This window comes from Arthrobacter sp. zg-Y750, from assembly GCF_020907365.1.
Classification (GTDB): domain Bacteria; phylum Actinomycetota; class Actinomycetes; order Actinomycetales; family Micrococcaceae; genus Arthrobacter_B.
Window position 1 is genome coordinate 177,850 of record NZ_JAJJOC010000007.1, and the last position, 24,478, is coordinate 202,327.

General features: G+C 63.4%; 21 protein-coding genes. 12 read left to right on the forward strand and 9 right to left on the reverse strand.

Annotated elements, in window-relative coordinates; translation table 11 throughout:
- Positions 1-102: 102 nt before the first annotated feature.
- The 4 genes from LOC57_RS05115 to LOC57_RS05130 all read left to right on the forward strand — a co-directional run bounded on the left by LOC57_RS05115 (position 103) and on the right by LOC57_RS05130 (position 4,365).
- Positions 103-1,596 carry a discoidin domain-containing protein gene (locus LOC57_RS05115; protein WP_229958536.1) on the forward strand — a complete coding sequence of 498 codons (1,494 nt, stop codon included), beginning with the start codon at positions 103-105 and terminating at the stop codon, positions 1,594-1,596.
- 184 nt (positions 1,597-1,780) lie between these two features.
- Positions 1,781-2,821, forward strand: coding sequence for a thioredoxin-disulfide reductase (trxB, locus tag LOC57_RS05120; protein ID WP_227925914.1), 1,041 nt, complete (start codon positions 1,781-1,783; stop codon positions 2,819-2,821).
- A 26-nt stretch (positions 2,822-2,847) separates the two neighbouring features.
- Positions 2,848-3,174 (forward strand): thioredoxin, encoded by a 327-nt coding sequence (gene trxA / locus LOC57_RS05125; protein ID WP_227912318.1) that lies wholly within the window; start codon positions 2,848-2,850, stop codon positions 3,172-3,174.
- A 6-nt stretch (positions 3,175-3,180) separates the two neighbouring features.
- Positions 3,181-4,365, forward strand: a complete 1,185-nt coding sequence (locus LOC57_RS05130; RefSeq protein WP_227912319.1) for a peptidoglycan-binding protein — start codon at positions 3,181-3,183, stop codon at positions 4,363-4,365.
- Positions 4,366-4,481: 116 nt separating this feature from the next.
- On the opposite strand, the gene LOC57_RS05135 is transcribed toward LOC57_RS05130, so the two are convergent.
- Complete coding sequence (locus LOC57_RS05135) at positions 4,482-5,180, reverse strand: class I SAM-dependent DNA methyltransferase (protein ID WP_227912320.1); 699 nt, start codon at positions 5,178-5,180, stop codon at positions 4,482-4,484.
- 93 nt (positions 5,181-5,273) lie between these two features.
- On the opposite strand from LOC57_RS05135, the gene LOC57_RS05140 reads away from it, so the two are divergent.
- Both LOC57_RS05140 and LOC57_RS05145 read left to right on the forward strand, forming a co-directional pair.
- Positions 5,274-6,014, forward strand: a complete 741-nt coding sequence (locus LOC57_RS05140) for a class I SAM-dependent methyltransferase (RefSeq protein WP_229958538.1) — start codon at positions 5,274-5,276, stop codon at positions 6,012-6,014.
- Between the two features lie 50 nt (positions 6,015-6,064).
- Entirely contained in the window at positions 6,065-7,288 is a 1,224-nt protein-coding gene (locus tag LOC57_RS05145) for an oxamate carbamoyltransferase subunit AllG family protein (RefSeq protein WP_227912326.1), read from the forward strand.
- 2,531 nt (positions 7,289-9,819) lie between these two features.
- Here LOC57_RS05145 and LOC57_RS05150 read toward each other — a convergent pair.
- The 8 genes from LOC57_RS05150 to rpmH form a co-directional block, all read right to left on the reverse strand.
- A complete protein-coding gene (locus tag LOC57_RS05150; protein WP_229958539.1) occupies positions 9,820-11,223 on the reverse strand; it encodes a ParB/RepB/Spo0J family partition protein in 1,404 nt (467 codons plus the stop codon).
- A gap of 103 nt (positions 11,224-11,326) precedes the next feature.
- The gene (locus tag LOC57_RS05155) at positions 11,327-12,418 is read right to left on the reverse strand and encodes a ParA family protein (RefSeq protein ID WP_269437370.1); all 1,092 of its coding nucleotides are present in this window, start codon (positions 12,416-12,418) and stop codon (positions 11,327-11,329) included.
- A gap of 213 nt (positions 12,419-12,631) precedes the next feature.
- On the reverse strand, positions 12,632-13,264 hold the full coding sequence (rsmG, locus tag LOC57_RS05160) for a 16S rRNA (guanine(527)-N(7))-methyltransferase RsmG (protein WP_227912330.1): 633 nt from the start codon (positions 13,262-13,264) through the stop codon (positions 12,632-12,634).
- A 38-nt stretch (positions 13,265-13,302) separates the two neighbouring features.
- On the reverse strand, positions 13,303-13,860 hold the full coding sequence (locus LOC57_RS05165) for a Jag family protein (RefSeq protein WP_229958541.1): 558 nt from the start codon (positions 13,858-13,860) through the stop codon (positions 13,303-13,305).
- Complete coding sequence (gene yidC, locus LOC57_RS05170) at positions 13,857-14,819, reverse strand: membrane protein insertase YidC (protein ID WP_227925921.1); 963 nt, start codon at positions 14,817-14,819, stop codon at positions 13,857-13,859. Before yidC ends, LOC57_RS05165 begins: the two co-directional genes overlap by 4 nt.
- A 9-nt stretch (positions 14,820-14,828) precedes the next feature.
- Positions 14,829-15,200, reverse strand: coding sequence for a membrane protein insertion efficiency factor YidD (gene yidD / locus LOC57_RS05175; protein ID WP_227912335.1), 372 nt, complete (start codon positions 15,198-15,200; stop codon positions 14,829-14,831).
- A complete protein-coding gene (gene rnpA / locus LOC57_RS05180) occupies positions 15,197-15,577 on the reverse strand; it encodes a ribonuclease P protein component (protein ID WP_227912336.1) in 381 nt (126 codons plus the stop codon). Before rnpA ends, yidD begins: the two co-directional genes overlap by 4 nt.
- 63 nt (positions 15,578-15,640) lie before the next feature.
- Complete coding sequence (gene rpmH / locus LOC57_RS05185) at positions 15,641-15,778, reverse strand: 50S ribosomal protein L34 (RefSeq protein ID WP_022892375.1); 138 nt, start codon at positions 15,776-15,778, stop codon at positions 15,641-15,643.
- Between the two features lie 467 nt (positions 15,779-16,245).
- Between rpmH and dnaA the strand changes: the two genes are divergently transcribed.
- The 6 genes from dnaA (at position 16,246) to gyrB (ending at position 24,445) form a co-directional block, all read left to right on the forward strand.
- Positions 16,246-17,664, forward strand: a complete 1,419-nt coding sequence (gene dnaA / locus LOC57_RS05190) for a chromosomal replication initiator protein DnaA (RefSeq protein ID WP_227912338.1) — start codon at positions 16,246-16,248, stop codon at positions 17,662-17,664.
- Between the two features lie 603 nt (positions 17,665-18,267).
- Positions 18,268-19,392, forward strand: a complete 1,125-nt coding sequence (gene dnaN / locus LOC57_RS05195) for a DNA polymerase III subunit beta (RefSeq protein ID WP_227912340.1) — start codon at positions 18,268-18,270, stop codon at positions 19,390-19,392.
- A 50-nt stretch (positions 19,393-19,442) separates the two neighbouring features.
- Positions 19,443-20,354, forward strand: a complete 912-nt coding sequence (gene gnd, locus LOC57_RS05200) for a phosphogluconate dehydrogenase (NAD(+)-dependent, decarboxylating) (protein WP_229958544.1) — start codon at positions 19,443-19,445, stop codon at positions 20,352-20,354.
- Between the two features lie 53 nt (positions 20,355-20,407).
- A complete protein-coding gene (gene recF, locus LOC57_RS05205; protein WP_227912344.1) occupies positions 20,408-21,592 on the forward strand; it encodes a DNA replication/repair protein RecF in 1,185 nt (394 codons plus the stop codon).
- Positions 21,576-22,103: a DUF721 domain-containing protein gene (locus tag LOC57_RS05210; RefSeq protein WP_227912348.1), complete on the forward strand. Its 528-nt coding sequence runs from the start codon at positions 21,576-21,578 to the stop codon at positions 22,101-22,103. Before recF ends, LOC57_RS05210 begins: the two co-directional genes overlap by 17 nt.
- A gap of 296 nt (positions 22,104-22,399) precedes the next feature.
- The gene (gene gyrB, locus LOC57_RS05215) at positions 22,400-24,445 is read left to right on the forward strand and encodes a DNA topoisomerase (ATP-hydrolyzing) subunit B (protein ID WP_229958588.1); all 2,046 of its coding nucleotides are present in this window, start codon (positions 22,400-22,402) and stop codon (positions 24,443-24,445) included.
- Positions 24,446-24,478: the final 33 nt, after the last annotated feature.

Here is a 24,478-nt window from a genome sequence, read left to right on the forward strand (position 1 = left end):
CAGCGGTGGGCTGCCGCGTACCTTGTCCGTGAATGAACATCCGAATACGCAACTGTCAGCCCGGCTGACGCAGTCTTATTGCCGTTTTCATTGGAGGAACACGTGCCACAGTCGGTAGACGTCGGGTCAGTACTGGGCGGCCGCTACAAGGTGACCGCCCAGGTGCTCGCCTCAGCGGAACAGGATCTGGTGCTGGACGGTGTGGACCAGGTGCTGAACCGTTCGGTCAGCATCCTCGTAGCTGCGCCCGTGAACGCAAGCCAGGTTTCGGCCAGCGCCCGTGAAATCGCCACCGGTGAACGCCACGGCAGTGTGCAGGTCCTCGACCTGGGCATCAGTGACGGCCGCACCTACCTCGTGACCAACACCGCCAATGCCGTGGACCTGCTGGACCTGGTGATCGAGCGTGACGCTCCGTACGTTGAGCCGTTCTTCACCGACACGCTGGGATCGGAAATCTTCGGTATGCCCCGTTCCCGGGAGCCGGAGAAGGTGGAAGAGGACCGGTACGTAGAAGAAGAGGACCGCGCTCCCCGCCGTCCCCTGCTCTCCGGGGCGCACAAGCCCAAGCTGCCCAAGTTCGGGCGCTCCGGCGCGGTTGCCGGCACCGTTGCCGGTGCCGAGTCCGCCGCAGCGGCCCGGGACCTGGAATTCGGGTCGGCATCCGATGCCCCTGCGGAAGCGGCCACCGGCGGCGCCAATGTTCCCCCGCCGCCCGCCGCCCGCCCGCGCGGCGGGGCCGCGCGCAGCCCGAAGGTCACCAAATGGGCAGAGGAAGAGCCGCAGGCTGTCCCCGTCCCCGAGCGTCCGGCAAGGCCCGCGTCCAACTTTCCCAAGTCAATGCTGGCCTCCGGCCACTACGACGACGATCCGTACCATGCCGCCGGCTATGACGACGGCGGTGACGACACGGACGAGGACTACGACACTGACGAAAAACCGAACCGGAAGCCCGGACGCGTCCTGATCGGTGCAGTGCTCAGCCTGGTGCTGGTGCTCGCCGTCGTGCTCGCCGTGAGCCAGCTGGGCAAGATGGGCGACCTCTTCGGGTCCGACACCGAAGCCGGGCCAGCCCCCGAGGTGACCACCGAAGCCCCTGCTGCTCCCCAGGCCAGTGCCGCACCCGCTGCCCCGGCACCGGAAGTCTCCGGCATCACCCGGTTTGTACCGGGCAACCCGCAGCTGGATTCTGCCAACGACGCCGCCCTGCCGCAGATCATTGACGGCAACCCCTCGTCCTACTGGTCCAGCTATGTGTACGCCAGCGACACCTTCGGCGGACTGGCCCCGAGCCTGGCACTGGTAGTGGATCTGGGCGCCGAATCGGCTGTCAGCGAGGTCAAGATCACCCAGCTCAACGGCACCGGCGGCTCCTTCTCGGTGATGCTAAGTGACACCCCGGACCTGGACGGTGCGGTGCCGGTGGCCCAGAGCGGCTTCACCGGGCCCACCACCAGCATCCCCGTCCCCCAGACGGACGGCGCGCCGGCCACCGCCCGCTACGTCATCGTCAACTTCACGCAGCTGCCCCGGCTCAGCGGGGTCCAGGCTGCATATCCCTGGGGCCTGAGGATCGCCGAAATCGGCGTGTCCTAACCCGTTTCCGCCGTGCCGGTTCCGAACCGGGCGCCCGGGCCGCCGCATCGCGGAGCGGGCGTGTCCCCGGCACGGCCGTCGGAATAAGCTGGACCCGGCATTGGTTGTGCCGGGTGATCCACTCGGACCGGACTCCTGCTCCGTTCCGCAAATCAAGTTCTACAAGGAAGAGGTTCACCGCCCCGTGAGCACCGAAAACCCCGTTGCCACCGACGGCGCCGCTGCCGGCGACGTCCGGGATGTCATCATCGTCGGCTCCGGCCCCTCCGGCTACACCGCCGCCATCTACACGGCGCGCGCCAATCTGTCGCCGTTGGTCATCGCCGGCTCGGTTACTGCCGGCGGTGAACTCATGAACACCACCGAAGTGGAGAACTTCCCGGGCTTCCCCGAGGGCATCATGGGCCCGGACCTGATGGCGAACTTCGAGAAGCAGGCCGACCGCTTCGGCGCGGAGATCCTGTTCGAAGACGTGACCGAGGTGGAGCTTTCCGGCGACATCAAGCGCGTGACAATCGGCACCGGTGAAACCTTCCTTGCCCGCGCCGTCATCATCTCCACCGGCTCCGCCTACCGCGAGCTCGGCCTGGAAGATGAAAAGCGCCTCTCCGGCCGCGGTGTCAGCTGGTGCGCCACCTGCGACGGTTTCTTCTTCAAGGGACAGGACATCGCCGTGATCGGCGGCGGCGACTCTGCCCTGGAAGAAGCGCTGTTCCTCACCAAGTTCGCTGCCTCCGTGACCCTGGTCCACCGCCGCGACTCGCTGCGTGCCTCCAAGATCATGCAGGAACGGGCCCTGAACCACGAGAAGATCCGCTTCGCCTGGGACTCCGAGGTCGCGGCCATCCACGGCGCTGACAAGGTCACCGGCCTGACCCTGCGCAACACCAAGGACGGGTCCGAATCGGAGCTGCCGGTCACCGGTGTCTTCGTCGCCATCGGCAATGACCCCCGCACGGACCTGGTCCGCGGGCAGCTGGAACTCACCGAAGAGGGCACCATCGCCGTCCTGGGACGCACTTCCAAGACCTCCCTGCCGGGTGTCTTCGCCGCCGGCGACGTCATCGATCCCACCTACCGCCAGGCCATCACCGCCTCGGGTTCCGGTTGTGTGGCCGCCGTCGACGTCGAACACTTCCTTGCCGATCTCGGGCCCTCGGTTCCCACCGCGGCCGAGGTTCCCACCCCGCCGTCGGAGGCCGTCTCCGAACACGCCGCCCTCTAGATTCGATCCCCCAAGGAGATACAAAAATGAGCAGTGCAAAAGCAGTAACCGATGCTTCCTTCGGCACCGATGTCCTGACGTCCGAGAAGCCCGTCATCGTGGACTTCTGGGCCGAGTGGTGCGGTCCGTGCCGGATGCTTTCCCCGATCCTGGACGACATCGCGGCGCAGTACAGCGACAAGGTGGACGTTGTGAAGGTGAACGTGGACGAGAACCCGGCCATTGCCGCACAGTACGGCATCACCTCCATTCCCGCCGTCTACGTATTCCAGGGCGGTGAGGTTGCCGCGACGTCGATCGGCGCCAAGCCGAAGCAGGTCCTGGAACAGGAATTTGCGGCCTTCCTGAAGTAAATATCCATGACTGTGCACGGCGAGAGCCTGCGGAGGCTGGATGCCGGCCGGCGCGTGGTAACGCTTCGTGAAGCGTTGCTGCGGGCCGGCGTCAGCCTGTCCTATCTGGCACCGGACTCCGTAAACGACCCTTCCATCTTCGACGACCACGTTGACGCTGCCGTGCGCGCGTTTCAGCAGAGCCGCGGCCTGATCGTCGACGGCGTAGCCGGCCCCGACACCCAGCGGGCCCTGCAGGAGGCACAGTTCCGGTTCGGGGACCGCACCCTGAGCTATGTTGAGGACGCGCAGCTGCGCGGCGACGACGTCGCCGAACTGCAGCGCCACCTCTCCCACCTCGGGTTCTACTACGGACATATTGACGGCAGTTTCGGTGTACGCACCCGCTACGCTGTGGCCGAACTGCAGCAGAACCTCGGGTTGCCCGGCAGCGGCGTCTGCGACGGGGACACCATGACCGCCATGTCGCGGGTGAACCGTGCCATTTCCCCGAGCCAGGCGTTTGCGCTGCGGGATTACGAGCGTTTGGACCGCTCCACTGCCGCGCTGCGCGGACGCCTGATTTCCGTTAACATAGGCCGTTCCCGGAAAGTGTCACCGCACGTGAAGGAACGCCTCACAGGTGATCCGCTGACTGAAGTGCTCATCACCACCGACATTGCCGGCCGGGTGGAACGGATCCTGCGCGAGTTCGGTGCCCGGCTGGTTCCCCAGGCCGCCGATGCCGGTGCCGGATCGCGGTCCACCAGTCCGAGCCTGAACCTGGACATTCACTGCGACTGGCTGGACCAGCAGGCTGCGTCCGGCATTGCCGCCTACTACTGGGGCCTGCCCGGTACCGGCGAAGCCCGCTCCCCCATCGGGCATCGGGCTGCCGTGCTGCTGATGAAGGAACTCGGTGCCCGCACGGATATGGACAATCTGGGAGTCCATGCCCGGACCTGGGACACGCTTAAGCTGCCGGGAGTACCGTCCGTCGGGTTGGATCTGGGCTACCTGAGTAACGCACACGACGCCGAGCGGCTCGCGGATCCGGTCTTCCGGCAGACCGTGGCGGACTCCATCGTGATCGGCATCCAGCGGCTGTACTTGATGGAAGAAGAGGATCAGCCCACGGGCACCCTCGCTCTGGACGACGTACTGAGGTTCAACCCGATGGAAGAGCCAGCCCGGCGCGTGTCCGGTCTATAGGCGCCCTGTCTTCCGCCTCCGGGTTTCCCCGGGAAACGCCCCTGCCGTGTTGCGGTTAGGGGCGTTTTTGCGCCGTGCTCCTGCCTTCCCAACACCGTTGAGTTGAGTACGCGGAATCATCCGGCGCTGGCTGCGGAACCGCCGGGCCAGGGGCTGGATTCCAGCTCCGCCAGGACAAAGCCCTGCCGGTTTCCTTCTGCACCCTCCGGACTGCGGTCCAGGCTGGCCACTTCCTGGAAGCCGACGCGCTGGAGCGCCGCGAGGACCTCCGGAACAGCGTGAAGGCATGCGGTCATCTCAACACTGTGTCCGTACGCATTGGTAATCCTCCGCCGTCCCGAACCTGCCTGGAATCCCAGGAGCAGCACGCCGCCGGGCCGCAGGACACGCCGGAATTCACCGAAGATACCTGCCAGCTCCTCCGGGGGTGCGTGGATTATCGAGTACCACGCCAGCAACCCGTGAAAGGACCGCGGCGCATAAGGCAGCGCTGCGAGATCCGCGGCCAGGATTCGGCGGTTCGGGTGCACGTTCCGTGCAATGGCCGCCATCCCCTCCGATAAGTCGCATCCCTGGATCACCAACGGCTGCTCATTCCCCTGTGCCAGTGTGTCCAGGTAGGTGATCATCCGGCCCGTCCCGCAGCCCGCGTCCAAGACCTCCGCGCCCGCGGGCAGTAACGCCGTGAATTTCCGGATCAGCGCCAGGTCCGTATCCCGCTCGGGACCGCCCGCCCCTCCCGGAACCTGGACCACTTGGGCGTATGTGCCCGCAACGACGTCGTAGGCCGCCTTGATAATGTCCTTATCCCGCATCGGCCCAACCTACCCCGATTCCGCCGTCGCCTATAGTTCTGGGTAAGCCGCCGGCGTGCCGGACCGGATGGGGTCTATGTTGGGGGGAACTACATGCCGGACCAGCTCTACGAAAATCCGCGCCTGGCCGCGATCTACGACGCCTTGGATCCAGACCGCAGCGACCTGATCCCCTACCTCTTCATGGTGCGCGAATTCGACGCACGGACGGTCGTGGACTTAGGCTGCGGGACCGGTGTGCTGGCGCTGGAGCTGGCCGGACTCGGGCTGGCTGTGACCGCCGTGGACCCGGCGGGCGGGTCCTTGACGGTGGCCCGCGGTAAACCCGGCGCCGAAAGGATTCGCTGGATTCACGGTGACGCCTCTGCGCTTCCGGCGGCATTCGCCGACATGGTGCTGATGACCGGGAATGCCGTCCAGGCGGTTACTGACGAACTGCACTGGGGAACGTTGCTTGATCACGTGCACCAGGCCCTGGTGCCCGGCGGCCGATTTGTCTTCGAAACCAGGGACCCCGACCATCGTGCCTGGGAAACATGGACCGAGGACTCAACCCGGCGGATCACTGCCATTGACGGGGTTGGAGAAATTGAGAGCTGGGTCGAGTTGACGGATGTCTCCCCGCCTCTGGTCAGCTTTCACTGGACCTACGTCTTCGGCAGTGACGGGCAGCGCCTGACCTCCGATTCCACGCTCCGGTTCCGGAGTGCCGACGAGGTTCGGCTCAGTCTGCAGGCCCACGGTTTCGAGGTGGAGGGCATTCGGGATGCACCGGACAGGCCCGGCAAGGAACTCGTTTTTGTAGCCCGGAAACCCATGGGGTCCAAGTGCTAGGGGCGACGGCGAAGGCCACTCTTTCTCCTAATGAACGTGCCGTTGCCGCTATGACCCGCGCTGAGCCGTTCCTCGTTGATGTACTGCCGGCCCTCGAGGCCGTGCCGGGCATGCAGCCCAGCACGATACTGGTTGCCGGTCCCTTACTGCCATGGGTCCGGTATACCGGGATTCAGCGACTGGCCATTATCGGGGCGGCGCTCTTTGAAGGACTCGCCGCGACACCCGAAGAGGCCGACACCCGGCTGCGGTCCGGCGCTATCCGGCTTGGGTCTTGCCATGAGCACGGCTCCGTAGGGTCCCTCACCGGCGTTTGCACGGCCTCCATGCCGGTCCTTGTGGTGCGCGACGCGGCTTCCGGTACCACCACCACGTGCCGGATGAATGAGGGCCCTGGTGCTCATGCCCTGACCTTCGGTTCCACCGGGGACGCGGTGTATGCCAACCTGGCCTGGATCAGGGACAAAGTAGCCCCGGCCCTCGGTGCAGCGGTCCGTGATAGTCCCATTCCGTTGCTTCCCATCATGGCCCGTGCCCTGGCCGACGGTGATGATCTGCACGGGCGGCAGCAGTCCGCCGGACGTATCTTCCACCACGCGGTGCGCGACCGTGTGGTTGCCGGCGGCCGGCAACCGGAGGAACTGCTGTCCTATCTGGAAACCGCAGCGTTCCACTTCCTGCATATCGCCATGGCCGCCGCTAAAGCCATCTCTACAGCAGCCGAGGGGGTGCCAGGCAGCACTGTAGTCACCGCCATGGCGATGAACGAGAGGGAGTTCGGCGTGAGAGTATCGGGGGCACCCGGCGTCTGGTTCCGTGCGGCATTGCCTCCCCTCGCGCCGTTCCGCGGCGTACTGCAAGCTCCGTGGACTCCCGAGGACCTCGGTTACGGCGGCGGAGACAGCCTGCTCATGGAAACACTGGGGATGGGTGGCGCGGCCGCTGCCGCAGCCCCCTCGCTGACGCGGGTATCGGTAGGCAGCGTCGAAGCCATGAAGCGCTTGACTGCCTCTCTGTATTCGGTGACGGTGACTGAGCATCCGATCCTTCGGATCCCTTCCCTTGGCAGGGGCATTCCGTGGGGGCTGGACAGCGCCGCCGTCACCGCACACGGGCTGGTTCCCCCGGTGCATTTGGGCGCCACGCTGCGTACCGGCGGGCTGGCCGGGGCCATGCTGTTCACGCCGCCCCTCCAGCCCTTCATAGACGCGACGAAGTCTTTACACGATTCCGCTGGAGCGCGCAACGGTACGGGGGTGGACCTGGTTGAATAGGGCCAACGCTCGTTTGTTCACACTCGCGGCGGTGCTCCTGTTGTTTGTGTAGGCATTGTTTGCGGGAGTGAACTAGATCGACGATGGGGACACTCCACCGGACTCGGCGTTTCCTGATGTTCCGCCGGGCACCGCTGTGGAGGGCATAGAGCTGGAGTGTGGATCCGGCGGGTGCTGGCGGGAAATGGTTATCCCGGTAGATTCGGCGGCAGCGGCCACTGAAATAATCAATGCCATGGACCTGGCTGAGGAGCGCTGCGGTGCCAGGAACATCCTGACATTCAGCAGGATCTGCACTGGAGCAACCACTACAGCGATGAAGTCCGCGTCTACCTCGGATACGGCTATTAGGTAGTTGCTCCTGATACATGTTCATGCCGTGCTGGCTCCCCCAGCATGCCATCCGCGTTGAGGGTTGGCGCCACTGCGGTGTTGCATGGGTGCCGCCACTACGCCACCAGGCAGTCACTGCCACACGCAGACAGAAGCCGGCGTGCCAGTCGGTGCGAAATCGTTGGTCCCTCACCTGTATCACTGGAACCGTTTCACGTGAAACACGCGAGGCTGTTGACGGTGTACCCGAGCTCGCGGGATGCTTCGGATCAGCCCCGACACCGCTCAGATAGCCGTTTCACGTGAAACGTCACGTCTCGAAAGCTACAGCTGTAGCCGGCGCTGTAGTGGGCTGGAAACTCACCAGAACTGACAATGCCAGGTGAACCAACAGCGAGAACCGTAGGATAAACGTCTTGGGCATCGCGGCCACGCCCGCCGGCAGGGTATCTAGTCTGTCGGATTCAGGCATGGCTGAGGCTGCTGCCTCGCGGCCAGGGCGTGGGGGCGCAATATCTCTGGCCCATACATCACCGGCCGGCGTTATGAATCGCGTCCGTCCATGCTGGCAGCGGCAGAGCTCCCGATGGGCATACCGCCCGGGATGAGTGCGGGCCCTGTGCACTTGATCGGGCCACCAACGGTGAGATATCCGTCCCGGCGCTGAGGGCGGCATCTGAAAGTTTTGGACCCGCAATGTCGGCATTCGTTGGGAGGCAGTGCTGCGTCGAGTAATCAGCATCTGGAGAAGAACTACGCCCAGGCAGCCCGGGGTATCCACTGTAACCGCGACCAGTCTCGGGGGCAGCCTGGGAATCAATCGGGTGAATTGGTAGTCCGAGCACGCTGGCCCGGCGGTACGTTTCACGTGAAACATAAGCACAGCCCAGCATCGACTCCCATCGCGATAGCCCACGTCGGCATGGCTCAGGAGACAAGCCGATACGCTTCAACCAGGGCTGCACCCGTGCCCCCTCCGTGGAGTACAGCCAGCCTAGACTCACCAGAACAATAGGCAGGCCTCACATTGCTCAAGCAACAACCAGGGAGAACCAGCCCGCACACCGGTGCTCTCACCCTGCCACGTTGAATCGTGCACGAATACGGCCGCCCGCTCCGGCACCGATTCACGCTTGACCCCCCACGGATGTTGAGCAGCCTCGATAGGAGCAGTACCTCGACACCCTAGAGGAGCAGCATCGAACTCAGCCCGCAGCTGGGGCAGAACCTTTCATGTTTCACGTGAAACCGGCCCTTTACGCGCTGCCGAAAGTATAGTCACTGTTGCGTGGCGCCGCCGTAATCGAGCGGCTCGGCTACTGCCTTCGTTCTGTGGGGACGGACTGGATAAGCGGGAAGGCCCGAGCGGTTTGAACATGGTGCGACGTTGGCCGGTGGAGCCGCACCCGACGGTCTCCATAAATCTATAAGCGAAACAACCAATCATGTGCGCGTCTGGCCGCTCTGTGCGCCCGACGGAACAGTGGGAGCGTCTGGCGCGCTATGCGCGATCGGCATACTAAGCGGGGAGGACAGGGCCTTCACCCGGCGAGCCATCGAAGCCGGGATTCACCAGGAGGACGTCACGAGTGCAGTTCTGCTATCTACACACCGACCGGCTCGACGCAGCCTTGCCCCGGCCTGGGCCGGCCCGGCCCGGCCCAAGAAGATGTTTCACGTGAAACGGACCAAAATCCTTGAGGAGGCGCCGCCAACGTTCTGAGTTGCCGCGGGCGGCCTGCCCGGGTGACGGTCAGGGAGGTGCCGACGGTAGGCCCCGAGCGGGCCTGGGGGTCCAAACCTTCCGCCAAATCCGAGAATTTACTGAAGCGCAGCGCGCATGTTGGCGACATGCCGGCTGCACCGCTGAACCGCATTCTCGCTGGCAGGGAACAGCTACTCCCCACCGTAGCCGCTCCTATGCAACCCTTGGCGTGACGGGACTGAAGGAAGCCGCATGGCACCATCGCCGCCAGGCCGACGTATGCCGCAACGACCCTTCACCGGGCCCGCCCAGGTTTCACGTGAAACACATTCTCAGCGCACCGCGCCGCGGCTCACAATCGGCACGGTAAACGAAAGTACCAAGGCCCTGGGCAATCCCGGCGTGGGACAGGATAGGGGCCGATGTTCCACGTGGAACATCGGCCCCTATTCGAGCGAGCCAGTCGTTCGACTGCTAGCGGCAGTTCCTAACGTCAGTCAACCGTCGGGGTAAGTACACCCATGATGCGGTTCAGGTCGTCAACGCTGGCAAACTCGATGCTGACTTTTCCCTTCCGGGCACCTAGGGTGATCTTCACGTTGGTGTCGAGACGGTCCGAAAGCGAGGTAGCCAGGTAATCCAGGCGCTCGTGGCGTGCTCCAAGCTTCGGCTTCGCTGACTTTGCCGGCTTGCGGATCCCGTCAGCCAACGAGACGATCTCCTCGGTGGCCCGCACGGAGAGTCCCTCAGCAACAATTTTCTGTGCCAGCTTCTCCATTTCCGCCGGGTCTCCCAACCCAAGGAGTGCGCGTGCATGGCCAGCTGATAGGATGCCCGCGGCCAATCGGCGCTGCACGAGCGGGGGCAGCTTCATCAACCGAAGTGTGTTGGTTACCTGTGGACGCGACCTGCCAATTCGGTCAGCCAGCTCCTCGTGCGAGCATTCGAAATCGTCCAGGAGCTGCTGGTAGGCCGCTGCCTCTTCCAACGGATTCAGCTGGCTTCGGTGGAGGTTCTCCAGGAGGGCGTCACGGAGCAGGTCCACGTCCTGCGTGGAACGGATAATGGCTGGCACTGCGTCCAGGCCGGCCGCACGGGATGCACGCCAGCGGCGCTCACCCATAACCAACTCGTACGGGTGCTCTGCATCATCCTCGGGTGACGGACGGACGACGATCGGCTGTAGTACACCGATTTCCCTGATGGAGTGAACAAGTTCGGCCATGTCGTCTTCATCGAAGACGGAACGGGGCTGTTTGCGGTTGGGATGAATGGAATCGATGGCAAGCTCGGCAAAGGTCGCACCAGGCACCTGCACCAATTCGGTACTGGACTGCGGGTCTGAGCCCAATGTTTCACGGGAAACATCCGAACCTACCGCCGTTTCATCCGCGCTGACGGCAGATTCCTGCGAGCTGGCGGCGCCAGACGCGGCGTCGGACTCTGTGCGGTCTTGGACGGCCTCCATGGGGCCTTCCGGCGCCTCGCCGGCCTCGCTGCGTGACTGCCGCGCAGCGGCACCCCGGGAGGCCTTTACTGCGCGCTTAGCTGCAGCCGTGCCACTCGCGTCCGTCGCCTTCGGCCGGCCGGAAGGAACAAGGGCAACCTCCTCCGCCGCCCCCTCCGCGTCGGCCGCACGGGCTGCCGTACGCGGTGCCGAACTGCGCGTGGTGGACTTTTTGGCCGGCCCACGCAGTGCTTCTTTGTTTATGCCCGCTCCACGCCGCGGCCCGGCGGCGGAAGACGTACGGGGCTCGTCGGCTGCGGCGAAAAACAGGTCAACAGGACGTCCGGCAGCAACGGGTCCCTGGGTGGAGGTTGCAATTTCTTCCGGCTCCGCACTGCTAGGAATCAAAGCTCCCAGACCGCGGCCCAAACCACGACGCTTTTCGGCCATGGGTAAGTCCTTCCCTTATGCACACTTCAAGCTGCATGGATTGATTGTGAGAGTAGTCTAAGGCGCGGCGCCGTGCTGGCAGCCGAACCGACTCGGGGTGTCCCTAAGCGCGCTGGGCGATTTCGGCGGCTGCTTCAAGGTATGAAAGCGCACCGCTCGAGGACGGATCGTAAGTCATAACGGTCTGCTGGTAGCTCGGCGCCTCGGAAATGCGCACGGACCGGGGAACAACGGCGCCCAGAACCTGCTCCGGGAAGTGCTCCCGAACCTCTGCGGCAACCTGCGCCGCCAGGTTGGTCCTGCCGTCGTACATGGTCAGCAGAATAGTGGAAACAACCAGATCGGCATTGAGGTGCTTCTGGATCATCTCAATATTCTTGAGCAGCTGGCTTAGTCCCTCGAGGGCGTAGTACTCGCACTGGATCGGGATCAGGACCTCGCGGGCAGCAACAAAGGCATTCACCGTAAGGAGCCCGAGGCTGGGCGGGCAGTCAATGAAGATATAGTCGAGGCGTTCCAGCCCCTGTTTCTCCCGCTCCGCCGCATATACATCGATGGCCCGGCGGAGACGCTGTTCCCGCGCAACGAGAGAAACGAGCTCGATTTCGGCGCCGGCAAGGTGGATCGTCGCCGGTGCGCAGATGAGGTTGCTGATGTCAGGGCACGGAGCAACAACGTTGGCCAGCGGCAGATCGTCAATCAGGACGTCGTAGATGCTCTCAACCTCGGCGCGGTGGTCAATCCCCAGTGCCGTGGAGGCATTTCCCTGGGGATCAATATCAATCACCAAGACATTTTGTCCCGCAGTGGCCAAGGCCGCGGCAAGGTTCACCGTGGTGGTGGTCTTCCCCACGCCGCCTTTTTGATTACTCACGGTCATAATCCGGGTCTGCGCCGGCCGCGGCAGGACGCGTCCCCGCAACTTGTCGCGCCGGCGGTTCTCACTGGCCAGTTCCCGCGCCAGCGGCGTGCTCTCGTCCATCAAATCCATAACGTCTACCGATGTCGACACAGGAGCGGCTTCACCGGATACACCACCTTCGATAGCTTGGGGCGCCGGCACCGGTTCGGCCTCGGGGGCCGGCACAAGTTCGGCACTGCTTTCAGTTTGGGCGGGCTCCTGCGGCTCCGGGACCACTGTTTCACGTGAAACTTCAGCACGGGGAGCTGCAGCAGCTTCTGGAGCTGCAATCAATTGCGGTTGCTTCCTGCCGAAAGAGGCGGACAGGGCCGAACCGAGTGCGGCGAAAGGAGGAATTCGTTTTGCGGCAGAATCGCGCACACTCACCTGGTCATGCTCACTTTCCAACATAAAGCGTTAAGGCATTAGTTCATCTAGCCTATCCGCTTGCCGGCCAATCTCCGTGACCGGCGAGGGTGTGTGCATCCAGCGGCGGTGTCGCGCGGGTCACCCTACGGAAATACGCACAACAGTGGTGGGTTCTTCCAGGAGGTCGGCGCCTGCCGTGACGACGGCTGTGTCCCGCCCGCCGAGCTTCCGGATGGCCTTGGCGGCCTTCTGGACCTCCTCTTCGGCGCTGCGTCCCTTGATGGCCAGGACCTGGCCTTTTCCGTGCAGCAGGGGCACAGTCAGACCCGCCAATCCGCCCAGTGCGGAGACGGCCCGGGCTGTGGCCACATCCACGTTCACATCGTCTACTACCTGCTCTGCACGCCCGCGGAGAACCCGTACGTTGTCCAGCTCCAGGTCTTCAATGACCTCGTTCAGCCAGATCACGCGCCGCTCCAACGGCTCGATCAGGGTCATGGAGATGTCTGGGCGGGCTATGGCCAGGCACAGCCCGGGCAGTCCTGCGCCGCTGCCTACGTCTGCAACGGACGCGTTCGCCGGGATGAGCTCCGCGACCACGGCGCAGTTAAGCACGTGCCTGCTCCACAGCCTTGGAACCTCGCGGGGGCCCAGGAGGCCGCGCTCCATCCCTGACGTTGCGAGGTGCTCCACGTACCTTCCGGCCAGGTCCAGGCGGTCACCGAAGATCTTCCGGGCGGCATCCTGCTCTGCGGGCGTTGATTCAACCACTTACTTGATATTCCTTGTCTGCGCTGCGGACGGGATAACTAGGATGCAGGCAGGGAAACGACGATGTGGCGGTCTGCGCCTTCACCCTCGGATTCGCTGGCCAGTCCAAGGTCGGCCACTGCGTCGTGGACTATCTTCCGCTCGTAGGCGCTCATGGGTGCCAGGGCCACGGCTTCTCCGGCGGCCTTGGCCCGCTGCACCGCGTCCTCGGCAATGGACTGCAGCTGCTCGCCGCGTTCCGTCCGGTACCCGGTAATGTCCAGGACCAGGCGGGACCGGTTCTCGGTAGCCGTCAGCACCGAGAGACGCGCCAGTTCCTGAAGGGCCTCCAGCACTTCCCCGTCGCGTCCCACCAAAGCCTGCAGCGCGGCGTCGTCGCCCTCTTCACTGACGATGGAGATGTAAGTGCGTCCGTTGCGGACCTCAATGTCGATATCTCCGTCGATATCGGCAATATCCAGGAGCTCTTCCAGATAGTCCGCCGCGACGTCGCCCTCTTCTTCGAGTCGTCCGCCGCGTGCCGTTACCGGCTCGGATACGACGTCGTCAGCTACCCCAGCCGGTACCGCGGGATCATCAATGCGCTCGGTGCTCATCTCTTTTTCCTGTTCTTCCGCTGGGGTTGGACACGCTGGACCTTGGCGGCGGCAGGGACCTCAACGGGTTCCGCGCCCTTCTTCTCACCCAGCAGCGGCGTCATAGGCAGGCCCTTGCGGGCGCGGCGCTCAGCAAGTGCCTTGGCGGCCGGCGAACCCGGGGTGGGCATGCGGCGGATTACGAAGAACTGCTGCCCCATGGTCCACAGGTTGGTGGTGGTCCAGTAGATGAGCACACCGATGGGGAAGTTGATGCCGCCGACACCGAACACGAGGGGCAGTACGTACAGCATCATCTTCTGCTGGCGCATGAAGGGGCTGGCCAGGGCTTCTTCAGACATGTTCTTGGACATGATCTGCTTCTGCGTAATGAACTGCGAGGCCGTCATGGCCAGGATCATGATGATCGAAAGCACCACCACGGAGAGGTGCCCCTCGTCGCCGAAGCCGTGCAGCAGCGAGGAGGACAGCGGTGCGCCGAGGATCGTGGCCTCGTCAAACTGCTGGATTGCCTGGGAGGAGAGGGCGCCGATGTGCTCGCCGCCGGCACTGGCCTTGGATACACCGTTGAGCACCTGGAACAGGGCGAAGAAGAACGGCATCTGGATCAGCATGGGCAGGCAAGCCGCAAACGGGTTGGTCCCGTGCTTCTTGTACAGGGCCATCTGTTCCTGCGTCATCGCCTGGCGCGACAGCTGGTCCGTTTTGCCCTTGTACTTCTGCTGCAGCTTACGCAGGTCCGGCTGCAGCGACTGCATGCCGCGCTGCGCCTTGATCTGCTTGACGAAAACCGGGATCAGCGCGGCGCGGATCACGATCACCAGACCGATAATGGACAGCATCCATGTCCAGCCGGATGCAGCATCCATCCCGAGGAAAACGAAACCCTCGTGGAAGATCCACATGATCCATGACACTACCCACTTAAAGGGGAACAGTATCGTCTCGAAGAAACCCATTTACTCTCCTCAGGCCGCCGAGCGGCTGTCTTCGTCAGCTGGAATCACGGGATGATTCAGCACAATGATCCTCGGGACCTTCTTTGTGTCCCAAATCCGGTGTCCCTCAGGTACGTGGTCCACCCCTCCGCCGTTCCACGGATGGCAGCGGATCAGCCGTCGGAAAGCCAGCCAGGAACCTTTAACGGCGCCGTGGACTGTGACTGCTTCGAGGGCGTAGGCGGAACATGAGGGGAAAAAGCGGCAGACCGGACCGTACAGCGGCGAGACGGTCTTCCGGTAGGCAATCAGCAGCCCGATGAGGACTGCGCGGGGGAGGTTCCAGACGAACCGGGCAACAGCAACCAAGGCCCTCAACGGATATGCTCCGGAGTCCCTCATTGCTGGCTCATCCTCCCTGTCTGGCTTGTTCGCGGCTTCGCGAGTTTGGCTATACAGGCGTTTAGGGCGCCCTGATAGTCGGCACTGAGGTCCTGCCACGACGCCGACGCTGATGCGGGCAACGCCCTCACCACCACATCCAGTCCGGACGGGTGGAATGCAAGACCCTGCGCGGCCGCTTCCCTCAGTCTTCTCTTAACGAGGTTGCGTGTCACCGCGTTCCCGACGGATTTGGACACAATGAAGCCTATGCGGGTCGGGTTCTCACCGGTAGGAACCGCATATAGCACTACGTTCCGGCGCCCACTTCGGGCACCGGAACGTACAGTACGGGAAAAGTCCGCCGATACCCTTACCCGGTTCCTTACGGCCAGCATTGGGACCACCTGGAATCCGGGATAGAGCTGCTGTAAGGCAGCATCGACAAACTTTGAGGTTATTTAGGCCGACAGTTCGGTACGGCCCTTGCCACGGCGTGCAGAAAGGATGGCACGGCCGGCACGGGTACGCATGCGAAGGCGGAAGCCGTGCTTCTTGGCACGACGGCGGTTATTCGGCTGAAAAGTCCGCTTGCTCACGGTAGTTACTCCAAGACAATCTTGAGTCGCGCCGGCACTTGTTGCGACAAGGGGGAAGAACAAGCGGCGCTTTTTTCATGTGTCTGTCTGTACTCGCCCGGACCTGGACCCTGATTTCCAGAACCCCTGCAGGGCATGTGTGAGTACAGATAGCAGACACAAAGGACTACTCAACGTTAGGTGAGACCGGGGCACCAGTCAAACCGGCGGTACACCGGTTGTGCACCGCGGTTTTTCAACACCTGTGGACAACTGCTGTGGGTATCCCCGCTCATCCGTCCCTGTGAAACAGCCGACAGGCCCGTGAACCAGCGGAATTCCAGCTACCACGACGGGAAATCATCCTCTAGGCTTGGCGTCGGGTACTTTATCCACTATCTGTGCATAACTCTGTGGATGAAGTGCCGGGATCCCCGCCGGGATCCCTGGTTTTCTTAGACCGCCGCGAGGCGTCACGAGAGGTTTTTGTGGGTACGGACGAAATCAACGATGTTGGCAGCTCTTGGCGCAAGGTCATTCGGACCCTGGAGACCGACGACAGGGTCACCCCACGACAGCGCGGATTCGTTGTGCTGGCGCAGGCCCAGGGCCTCATCGGCACCACCCTGCTGGTCGCCGTCCCGAATGAGTTGACGCGGGAAGTACTGCAGACGCAGCTTAAGAACATCCTCGATGAGGTCCTGCGCGGCGTCTTCCAGGCGGACATTCAGTGCGCGTTCGTTATCGATGCGGACCTCACACCCGTTGTCGAGGCTGAGCCCGAACCCGAGGAAGAGGCAGCGGCGCCCAGCCCGGTACCGTCCGGGGAAAGCGCCCCTTCACCTACTCCGCCCAGCACCAGCCAGGAATTCGGCCGGCTCAATCCGAAGTATGTCTTTGAAACCTTCGTGATTGGTTCATCCAACCGCTTTGCCCACGCCGCCGCCGTGGCCGTGGCGGAAGCACCGGCCAAGGCCTACAACCCGCTCTTTATCTACGGCGATTCCGGGCTGGGCAAGACCCACCTGCTGCACGCCATCGGCCACTATGCACGCCACCTGTACACGGGCATCCGGGTCCGGTACGTCAACTCGGAAGAATTCACCAACGACTTCATCAACTCCATCCGGTACGACGAAGGCGCCAGCTTCAAGCAGCTCTACCGCAACGTGGACATCCTGCTGATTGATGACATCCAGTTCCTGGCCAACAAGGATGCAACGCAGGAGGAGTTCTTCCACACCTTCAATGCGCTGCACAACCACAACAAGCAGGTGGTCATCACCTCCGACCTGCCGCCCAAGCAGCTTTCCGGATTCGAGGAACGCATGCGCTCACGGTTCGAATGGGGCCTGCTCACTGATGTGCAGCCGCCGGAACTCGAAACCCGCATTGCCATCCTCCGGAAAAAGGCCATTGGAGACAGCCTTAGTGCCCCGGACGACGTGTTGGAGTACATCGCCTCCAAAATCTCCACCAATATTCGCGAGCTTGAAGGCGCCTTGATCCGAGTCACTGCGTTCGCCAGCCTGAACCGCCAGCAGGTCGACGTCGGACTGGCAGAGATTGTGTTGAAGGACCTGATCACCGACGACGGCGCGCAGGAAATCACTGCCGCGTCCATCCTCGGGCAGACGGCGGCGTACTTCCAGATCAGCCTGGAGGAACTGTGCAGCAAGTCGCGGACGCGCACCCTGGTGACCGCGCGGCAGATTGCCATGTACTTGTGCCGGGAGCTCACGGACATGTCCCTGCCGAAGATCGGCCAGGAGCTTGGCGGGCGCGACCACACGACCGTGATCCATGCGGACCGGAAGATCCGTGAACTGATGGCTGAACGCCGCGCCATTTACAACCAGGTCACGGAGCTCACCAACCGCATCAAGCAGCAGCAGCGCGAGGCCTGATCCGGCCGGTTTCCAGAGCCCCGCAGGGGCTCGAATTAACATTTGTGGACAAGGGTGTGGATAACCCGGTGGACAACCCGTGTTTACCCACACTTCCCTGTGGATACGCGGAACCCTCGAAAAGTTTCCAACACCCCCGCCGCCAACCGCTGCAGAGGATCCACAGGTTATCAACAGGCTTAAACAGCAGGGATGCGGGGACACCGCGGGTTATCCACAGTATCCACAGGAGTTATTAACACTACGGACCTTAAGCAATTCGGTTCCACCAAATAACAACTAAGCTCAAGACCCCTCGGACCAACCAGCCATCCGGCAGCTCAAAAACATCAAAGACGAGCATGCACCCGTGCTGCCGCCTGTTGAATCACAAACCCGGTACATCGTTGGCCGGGACCGGGCTAAGCTGTCACAGAGTATGGTTGTCATTCGCATGCATCCGCCTCCAACCCATCCACAGATGGAGGGATGAGGGCGGACACAGGCGGTGGCGGACATACCACCCCACCAAGTTCCACACATGTTCCACCACGGAACTCACCTCGAGTTCTGAAACAAGTTCAGTTGTACTGAGAAGTACGTTGCGAAAGGCGGCACCCTTCAGTGAAGTTCAGAGTTGAGCGGGATGTCCTGGCAGAGGCCGTCACGTGGACAGCACGATCCCTGTCCCCGCGCCCGCCGGTTCCTGTCCTTTCGGGGCTGCTTATCAAAGCCGAAAACGGTTCCTTGAGCCTGGCCAGTTTCGATTACGAAATCTCGGCCCGGTTGCAGATTCCTGCCGATGTCAGCGAAGAAGGCACCATCCTGGTCTCCGGCCGCCTCCTTGCGGAGATCTGCCGCAGCCTGCCATCCGCCCCGGTGGAGGTCGAGACCGACGGCGCAAAGGTGACGCTGACCTGCCGCAACAGCCGCTTCAACCTGGCCACCATGCCCGAGGCGGAATATCCGGAACTTCCCGCGCTTCCCGAAGTCAGCGGCGTAGTCGACGGCGATGCCTTCGCGCAGGCTGTTTCCCAGGTCATCATCGCCGCGAGCCGGGATGACACGCTGCCCATCCTGACCGGTGTCCGGATGGAAATTGAAGACGATCTCATTACGTTCCTGGCAACTGACCGTTACCGGCTGGCCCTGCGTGAACTGGCCTGGAAGCCTACGGTTCCGGGCATCTCCACCAGTGCGCTGGTCAAGGCCAAAACCCTCAACGAAGTTGCCAAGACACTTGGCAGCGCCGGCGACCTGAACATCGCGTTGTCCGAGGACAGCGAACTGATCGGCTTTGAAAGCGGAGGCCGGCGGACCACGTCGCTTCTGGTTGACGGCGACTACCCCAAGATCCGGTCGCTTTTCCCGGAAAACACCCCCATCCACGCCACCGTGGAAACACATGCCCTGGTTGAGGCGGTCCGCCGCGTATCCCTGGTTGCCGAGCGCAATACTCCGGTGCGCCTGGCCTTCACCGACGGCCAGCTGACACTCGACGCCGGCACCGGCGAGGATGCGCAGGCCTCCGAAGCGCTTGAGGCCGCACTTGTCGGCGACGACATCACTGTTGCCTTCAACCCGCACTACCTGAGCGAAGGCCTTGGTGCCTTCCCCAGCAAATACGTCCGCTTTTCCTTCACCACACCTCCCAAACCGGCGGTCATTTCGGCCCAGGAAGAGCTCACCGGCGAGGACCAGGCCGACTACCGGTACCTGTTGATGCCGGTGCGGCTTCCCAACCAGTAAGGCCTCGGTCACCGGATCCGCTGCCCGGGAGCCCAATCAGAGGAGCAGAAATGCACATCGGCCTCATCGGACTCGGGAAAATGGGTTACGGAATGCGTGCAAGACTGCGCCGTAACAATGTGGATGTAACAGGATTTGACAGGGACCCCGTTCATAGTGACGTGGGATCGCTGGCGGAAATGGTTGCCGAGCTGCCGGTTCCGCGGATTGTGTGGGTCATGGTTCCGGCCGGTGATCCCACGGACGGAACCCTCGCCGAGCTTTCGGAGGTACTCGAAACCGGAGACCTGGTGATCGACGGCGGGAACTCCAGGTTCAGTGATGACCGGGAAGCCTCCCGGCTGCTGGGCCTGAAAGGGATCCGTTTCCTGGACTGCGGCGTTTCCGGGGGTATCCGGGGCCAGGACAACGGGTACGGGCTGATGGTCGGCGGCGCGGCCGAAGATGTGGATCGGGCCATGCCTGTCTTTGACGCCCTCCGCCCGGACGGTGACCGGACGGAAAGCTTCGTCCACGCCGGCCGTACGGGTGCCGGGCATTACGCGAAGATGGTCCACAACGGGATTGAATACGGGCTGATGCAGTCCTATGCAGAGGGATATGAACTCCTGGCAGCCAAAGACATCATCGAAGATGTTCCGGGTATCCTCGGGGCTTGGCAGCAGGGAACGGTGGTGCGGTCCTGGCTGCTGGAGCTGGCGGTCAAGGCACTGCAGGAGGACCCCGGACTAAGCGGAACCGCCGGCCGGGCTGATGATTCGGGGGAGGGACGCTGGGCTGTGGAAGAGGCCGTGGCCTCGGGCATCCCGGCTCCTGCGATCACGGCCGCCCTGTATGCCAGGTTTGCCTCCCGGCAGCAGGACGCGCCGGCCATGCGGATGGTGGCCGCACTGCGCCGCCAGTTCGGCGGCCATGAGGTGCACAAAGTTGTCCGCCCGGATCCGGACCTGCCGAGCGCGTAAGGTAAAAAGACCGGAACCAACTGAGACCTACAGGATGGGAGAGCACGGAACCGATGTACGTTGACCATCTGTCGCTGACCGGTTTCCGGAGTTATCCCCAGCTGGACGTGCGGCTCGAGCCCGGCGTCACCGTGTTTGTCGGGCCAAACGGAACAGGCAAGACCAACATCGTCGAAGCCATCGGTTACCTGGCCACACTCTCTTCCCACCGGGTTAGCACAGATGCGCCGCTGGTGAACTTCGACGCCGGCCAGGCACTGGTCCGGGCTCGGCTGGTCCGCGGTTCCCAGGCCACCTCGGTGGAATTGGAACTCAACCCTGGCCGCAGCAACAGGGCGCGGATCAACCGTGCCAATCCGGTGCGGGCCCGCGACATTCTCGGCCTGTGCCGCACCGTCCTTTTTGCCCCGGAGGACCTGGCCCTGGTCAAGGGTGATCCGGGCAGCCGCAGGCGGTTCCTCGACGAACTCATTGTTTCCCTGGTCCCCCACCATGCCGCTACGCGTGCCGATTATGAACGGGTGCTGAAACAGCGGAACGCGCTGTTGAAGTCGGCGCGCGCCACGGGCCGTTTCACTGCAGCGCACGAAGCCACGCTCGAGGTATGGGACCAGCACATGGCCGAGGCGGGCGCACGGCTGGTCGCTGCCCGGCTGCAGGCACTGGAACGGCTGCAGCCGCATCTGCAGGCGGCCTACCGGGACCTGACAGACGGTTCAAAGGCGGCAAAGGCGGTTTACCGCTCCACCTTGCAGGGAGCGGTAAACGACGACGGCGCGGTCGAAGGCGCCCAGGACCCCGATGAGCTGTACGCCCTCGGCACGGAGGAACTGACCGAACGCTTCCTGCAGGCCTTTGCCGCCAACCGGCGGCGGGAGATTGACCGCGGCATTTCGCTGGTCGGCCCGCACCGGGACGAGCTGGAACTCATCCTCGGGCAGGCCCCGGCCAAGGGGTACGCCTCGCACGGAGAAACCTGGTCCTTTGCCCTGGCCCTTCGGCTGGGTTCCTACTACCTGCTGACCAGCGACGATCCCACGCCCGGGGCCGGGCCCATCCTGATCCTCGACGATGTATTTGCCGAATTGGATGTGCAGCGCCGGCAGCGTCTTGCCGGAATAGTTGCCGGAGCAGAGCAGGTGCTGGTCACCGCAGCGGTGGGAGATGACATTCCGGAGGCGCTGGCGGGGCGCATCATCACGGTGGTTCCCGGAGGCATCAGTGTGCCCGTCTCCTGACGCAGACAATCCGGACGAACGCCCCGATGCCGCACGCGAACAGCTGAACCGCATGCGCCAGGCCGCACTTGCCCGCGGCAACCAGCGCACGCCGGCAACCCGGCGCAAAACAGGGAAGCGGCAGCAGGGCCCGTTCATCCCGGGCGAATATGTAGGCCGGGACCCGCAGGGCTTGGGCAAGGTGTTCACCCGGTTCGTCAGCGAACGCGGTTGGAACTCCCCCGTTGCCGTCGGATCGGTGATTTCCCGGTGGGAGGAATTGGTGGGAAGCGAGGTCAGTGCCCACTGCAAGCCCGAGTCCTTCCAGGACACCACCGTCCAGGTCCGCTGTGATTCCACGGCCTGGGCCACGCAGCTGCGGTTGCTCCGTGATGCCCTGATTGCCCGCTTCGACTCCGAACTGGGTCCCGGCGTCGTTACCAAGATCGAAGTGATCGGACCCGCGGCACCCAACTGGCGCAAGGGCTTGAGAAGCGTCAAGGGCCGCGGCCCCCGTGATACCTACGGATAAATCCCGGCCGCAGGCCCCGCCGTGATCCACGCCACCCGGCCCTTCTCCGGCAGCGTAATTCGAAGCCTTGCAGGAGCCGGTCAGGGGCTTTGGGACCCCCGGACCGGTATCCGGCCTTATCCGGGGCGGTGTGGTTGGCTGCAAACCGTCATTAGTGGCCTGCCAGAGGGTGTTTTGGGCAGGTTTACGGCTCGCAGCGCGGTAGAATTGACGGTGGAGATGCCTGTCCGCTGGGGAGGCTTCAATTCTGACGAACACAAGAGGAGTCGACAGCACCTGTGGCTAACGACAATGAGATGGACAACTCAGAGGTAACACCAGAGGACCACACCGCCCCGGAAAACTCCACCCCCGTGGAATACGGCGCGAATGAAATTACGGTCCTGGAAGGCCTTGAGGCAGTCCGTAAGCGCCCGGGCATGTACATCGGTTCCACCGGCCCCCGAGGGCTGCACCACCTGGTGTACGAAGTGGTGGACAACTCGGTTGATGAGGCCCTGGCTGGCTACTGCGACCACATTGAAGTGGTGCTGCAGGCCGACGGCGGCGTCAGAGTTACTGATAACGGCCGCGGCATCCCCGTAGACATGCACCCCACCGAGGGCATCCCCACCGTCCAGGTGGTTATGACCATCCTGCACGCCGGCGGCAAGTTCGGCGGCGGCGGGTACGCCGTGTCCGGCGGCCTGCACGGCGTGGGTATTTCAGTGGTCAACGCCCTCTCCGAACGGGTGGAAACCGAAGTACGCCGGCAGGGCTACACCTGGCACCAGAGCTTCGCGAACGGCGGCCACCCCGTGGGTGAACTGCGCCAGGGCGAGGCAACCGAGGAAACCGGCACCACCCAGACGTTCTACCCGGACCCGGAAATCTTCGAAACCACCGAGTTCGACTTTGAAACCCTGCGTGCCCGCTTCCAGCAGATGGCCTTCCTGAACAAGGGCCTGCGGATCCGGCTCACCGACGAGCGGACGCTCGAAGAGGAAACCGAGGAAATCACCGAGGCTCCCGACGGAGCCGGAGACGCGGCGCCGAAGCACCGCATGGTGGACTACCTGTACGCGGACGGCCTCCTGGACTACGTCAAGCACCTGAACTCCTCGAAGAAGGTTGAAGTAGTCCACGACGACGTCATCGCCTTTGAAACCGAGGATTCGGATAAGAAGATGGCCGTGGAGATGGCCATGCAGTGGACCACCGCTTACTCGGAGAGCGTCCACACCTACGCGAACACCATCAACACGCATGAAGGCGGAACGCACGAAGAAGGCTTCCGCGCCGCCATGACGTCGCTGATCAACCGGTACGCCCGTGAGAAGAACATCATCAAGGAAAAGGATGACAACCTCACCGGTGACGACATCCGCGAAGGCCTGACCGCAGTCATCTCGGTCAAGCTGGCCGAACCGCAGTTCGAGGGCCAGACGAAGACCAAGCTTGGCAACTCCGAGGTCAAGGGCTTTGTACAGCGTGTGGTCACCGACCAGCTCGGCGATTGGCTTGAGCGCAACCCCGGCCCCGCCCGCGACGTCATCCGCAAGTCCATCCAGGCCTCGCAGGCCCGGCTGGCTGCCCGCAAGGCGCGTGAATCCACCCGCCGGAAGGGCCTGCTGGAATCCGGCGGCATGCCCGGCAAGCTGAAGGACTGCTCCTCCAAGGACCCGTCCAGGTCCGAAATCTACATCGTGGAAGGTGACTCGGCCGGCGGCTCCGCCGTCCGCGGCCGCAACCCCGAGACCCAGGCCATCCTGCCGCTGCGCGGCAAGATCCTCAACGTGGAACGGGCCCGCCTCGACCGGGCACTGAGCAACGCCGAAGTCCAGGCCATGATCACCGCCTTCGGTGCCGGCATCGGTGAGGACTTCGACGTCGAAAAGGCCCGGTACCACAAGATCGTGCTGATGGCCGATGCAGACGTTGACGGCCAGCACATCACCACACTGCTGCTGACCCTGCTGTTCCGCTACATGCGTCCGCTGATCGAAAGCGGTTACGTGTACCTGGCCCAGCCGCCGCTGTACCGGATCAAGTGGTCCAACCACGCCCACGACTACGTCTACAGCGACCGGGAACGGGACGAAGTGATTGCCCGCGGTCTGGCCAACAACCAGCGCCTGCCGAAGGAAAACGGCATCCAGCGTTACAAGGGCCTGGGCGAAATGGACTACACCGAGCTCTGGGACACCACCATGGACCCCGAGCACCGCACGCTGCTGCAGGTCACAATGGACGACGCAGCCGCCGTGGACTCGGTCTTCTCGGTCCTCATGGGCGAAGACGTCGAATCCCGCCGCAGCTTCATCCAGCAGAACGCCAAGGATGTGCGCTTCCTGGACATCTAGCGGATTCGCCCAGCCGGCCCCCGCTGCCGGCGA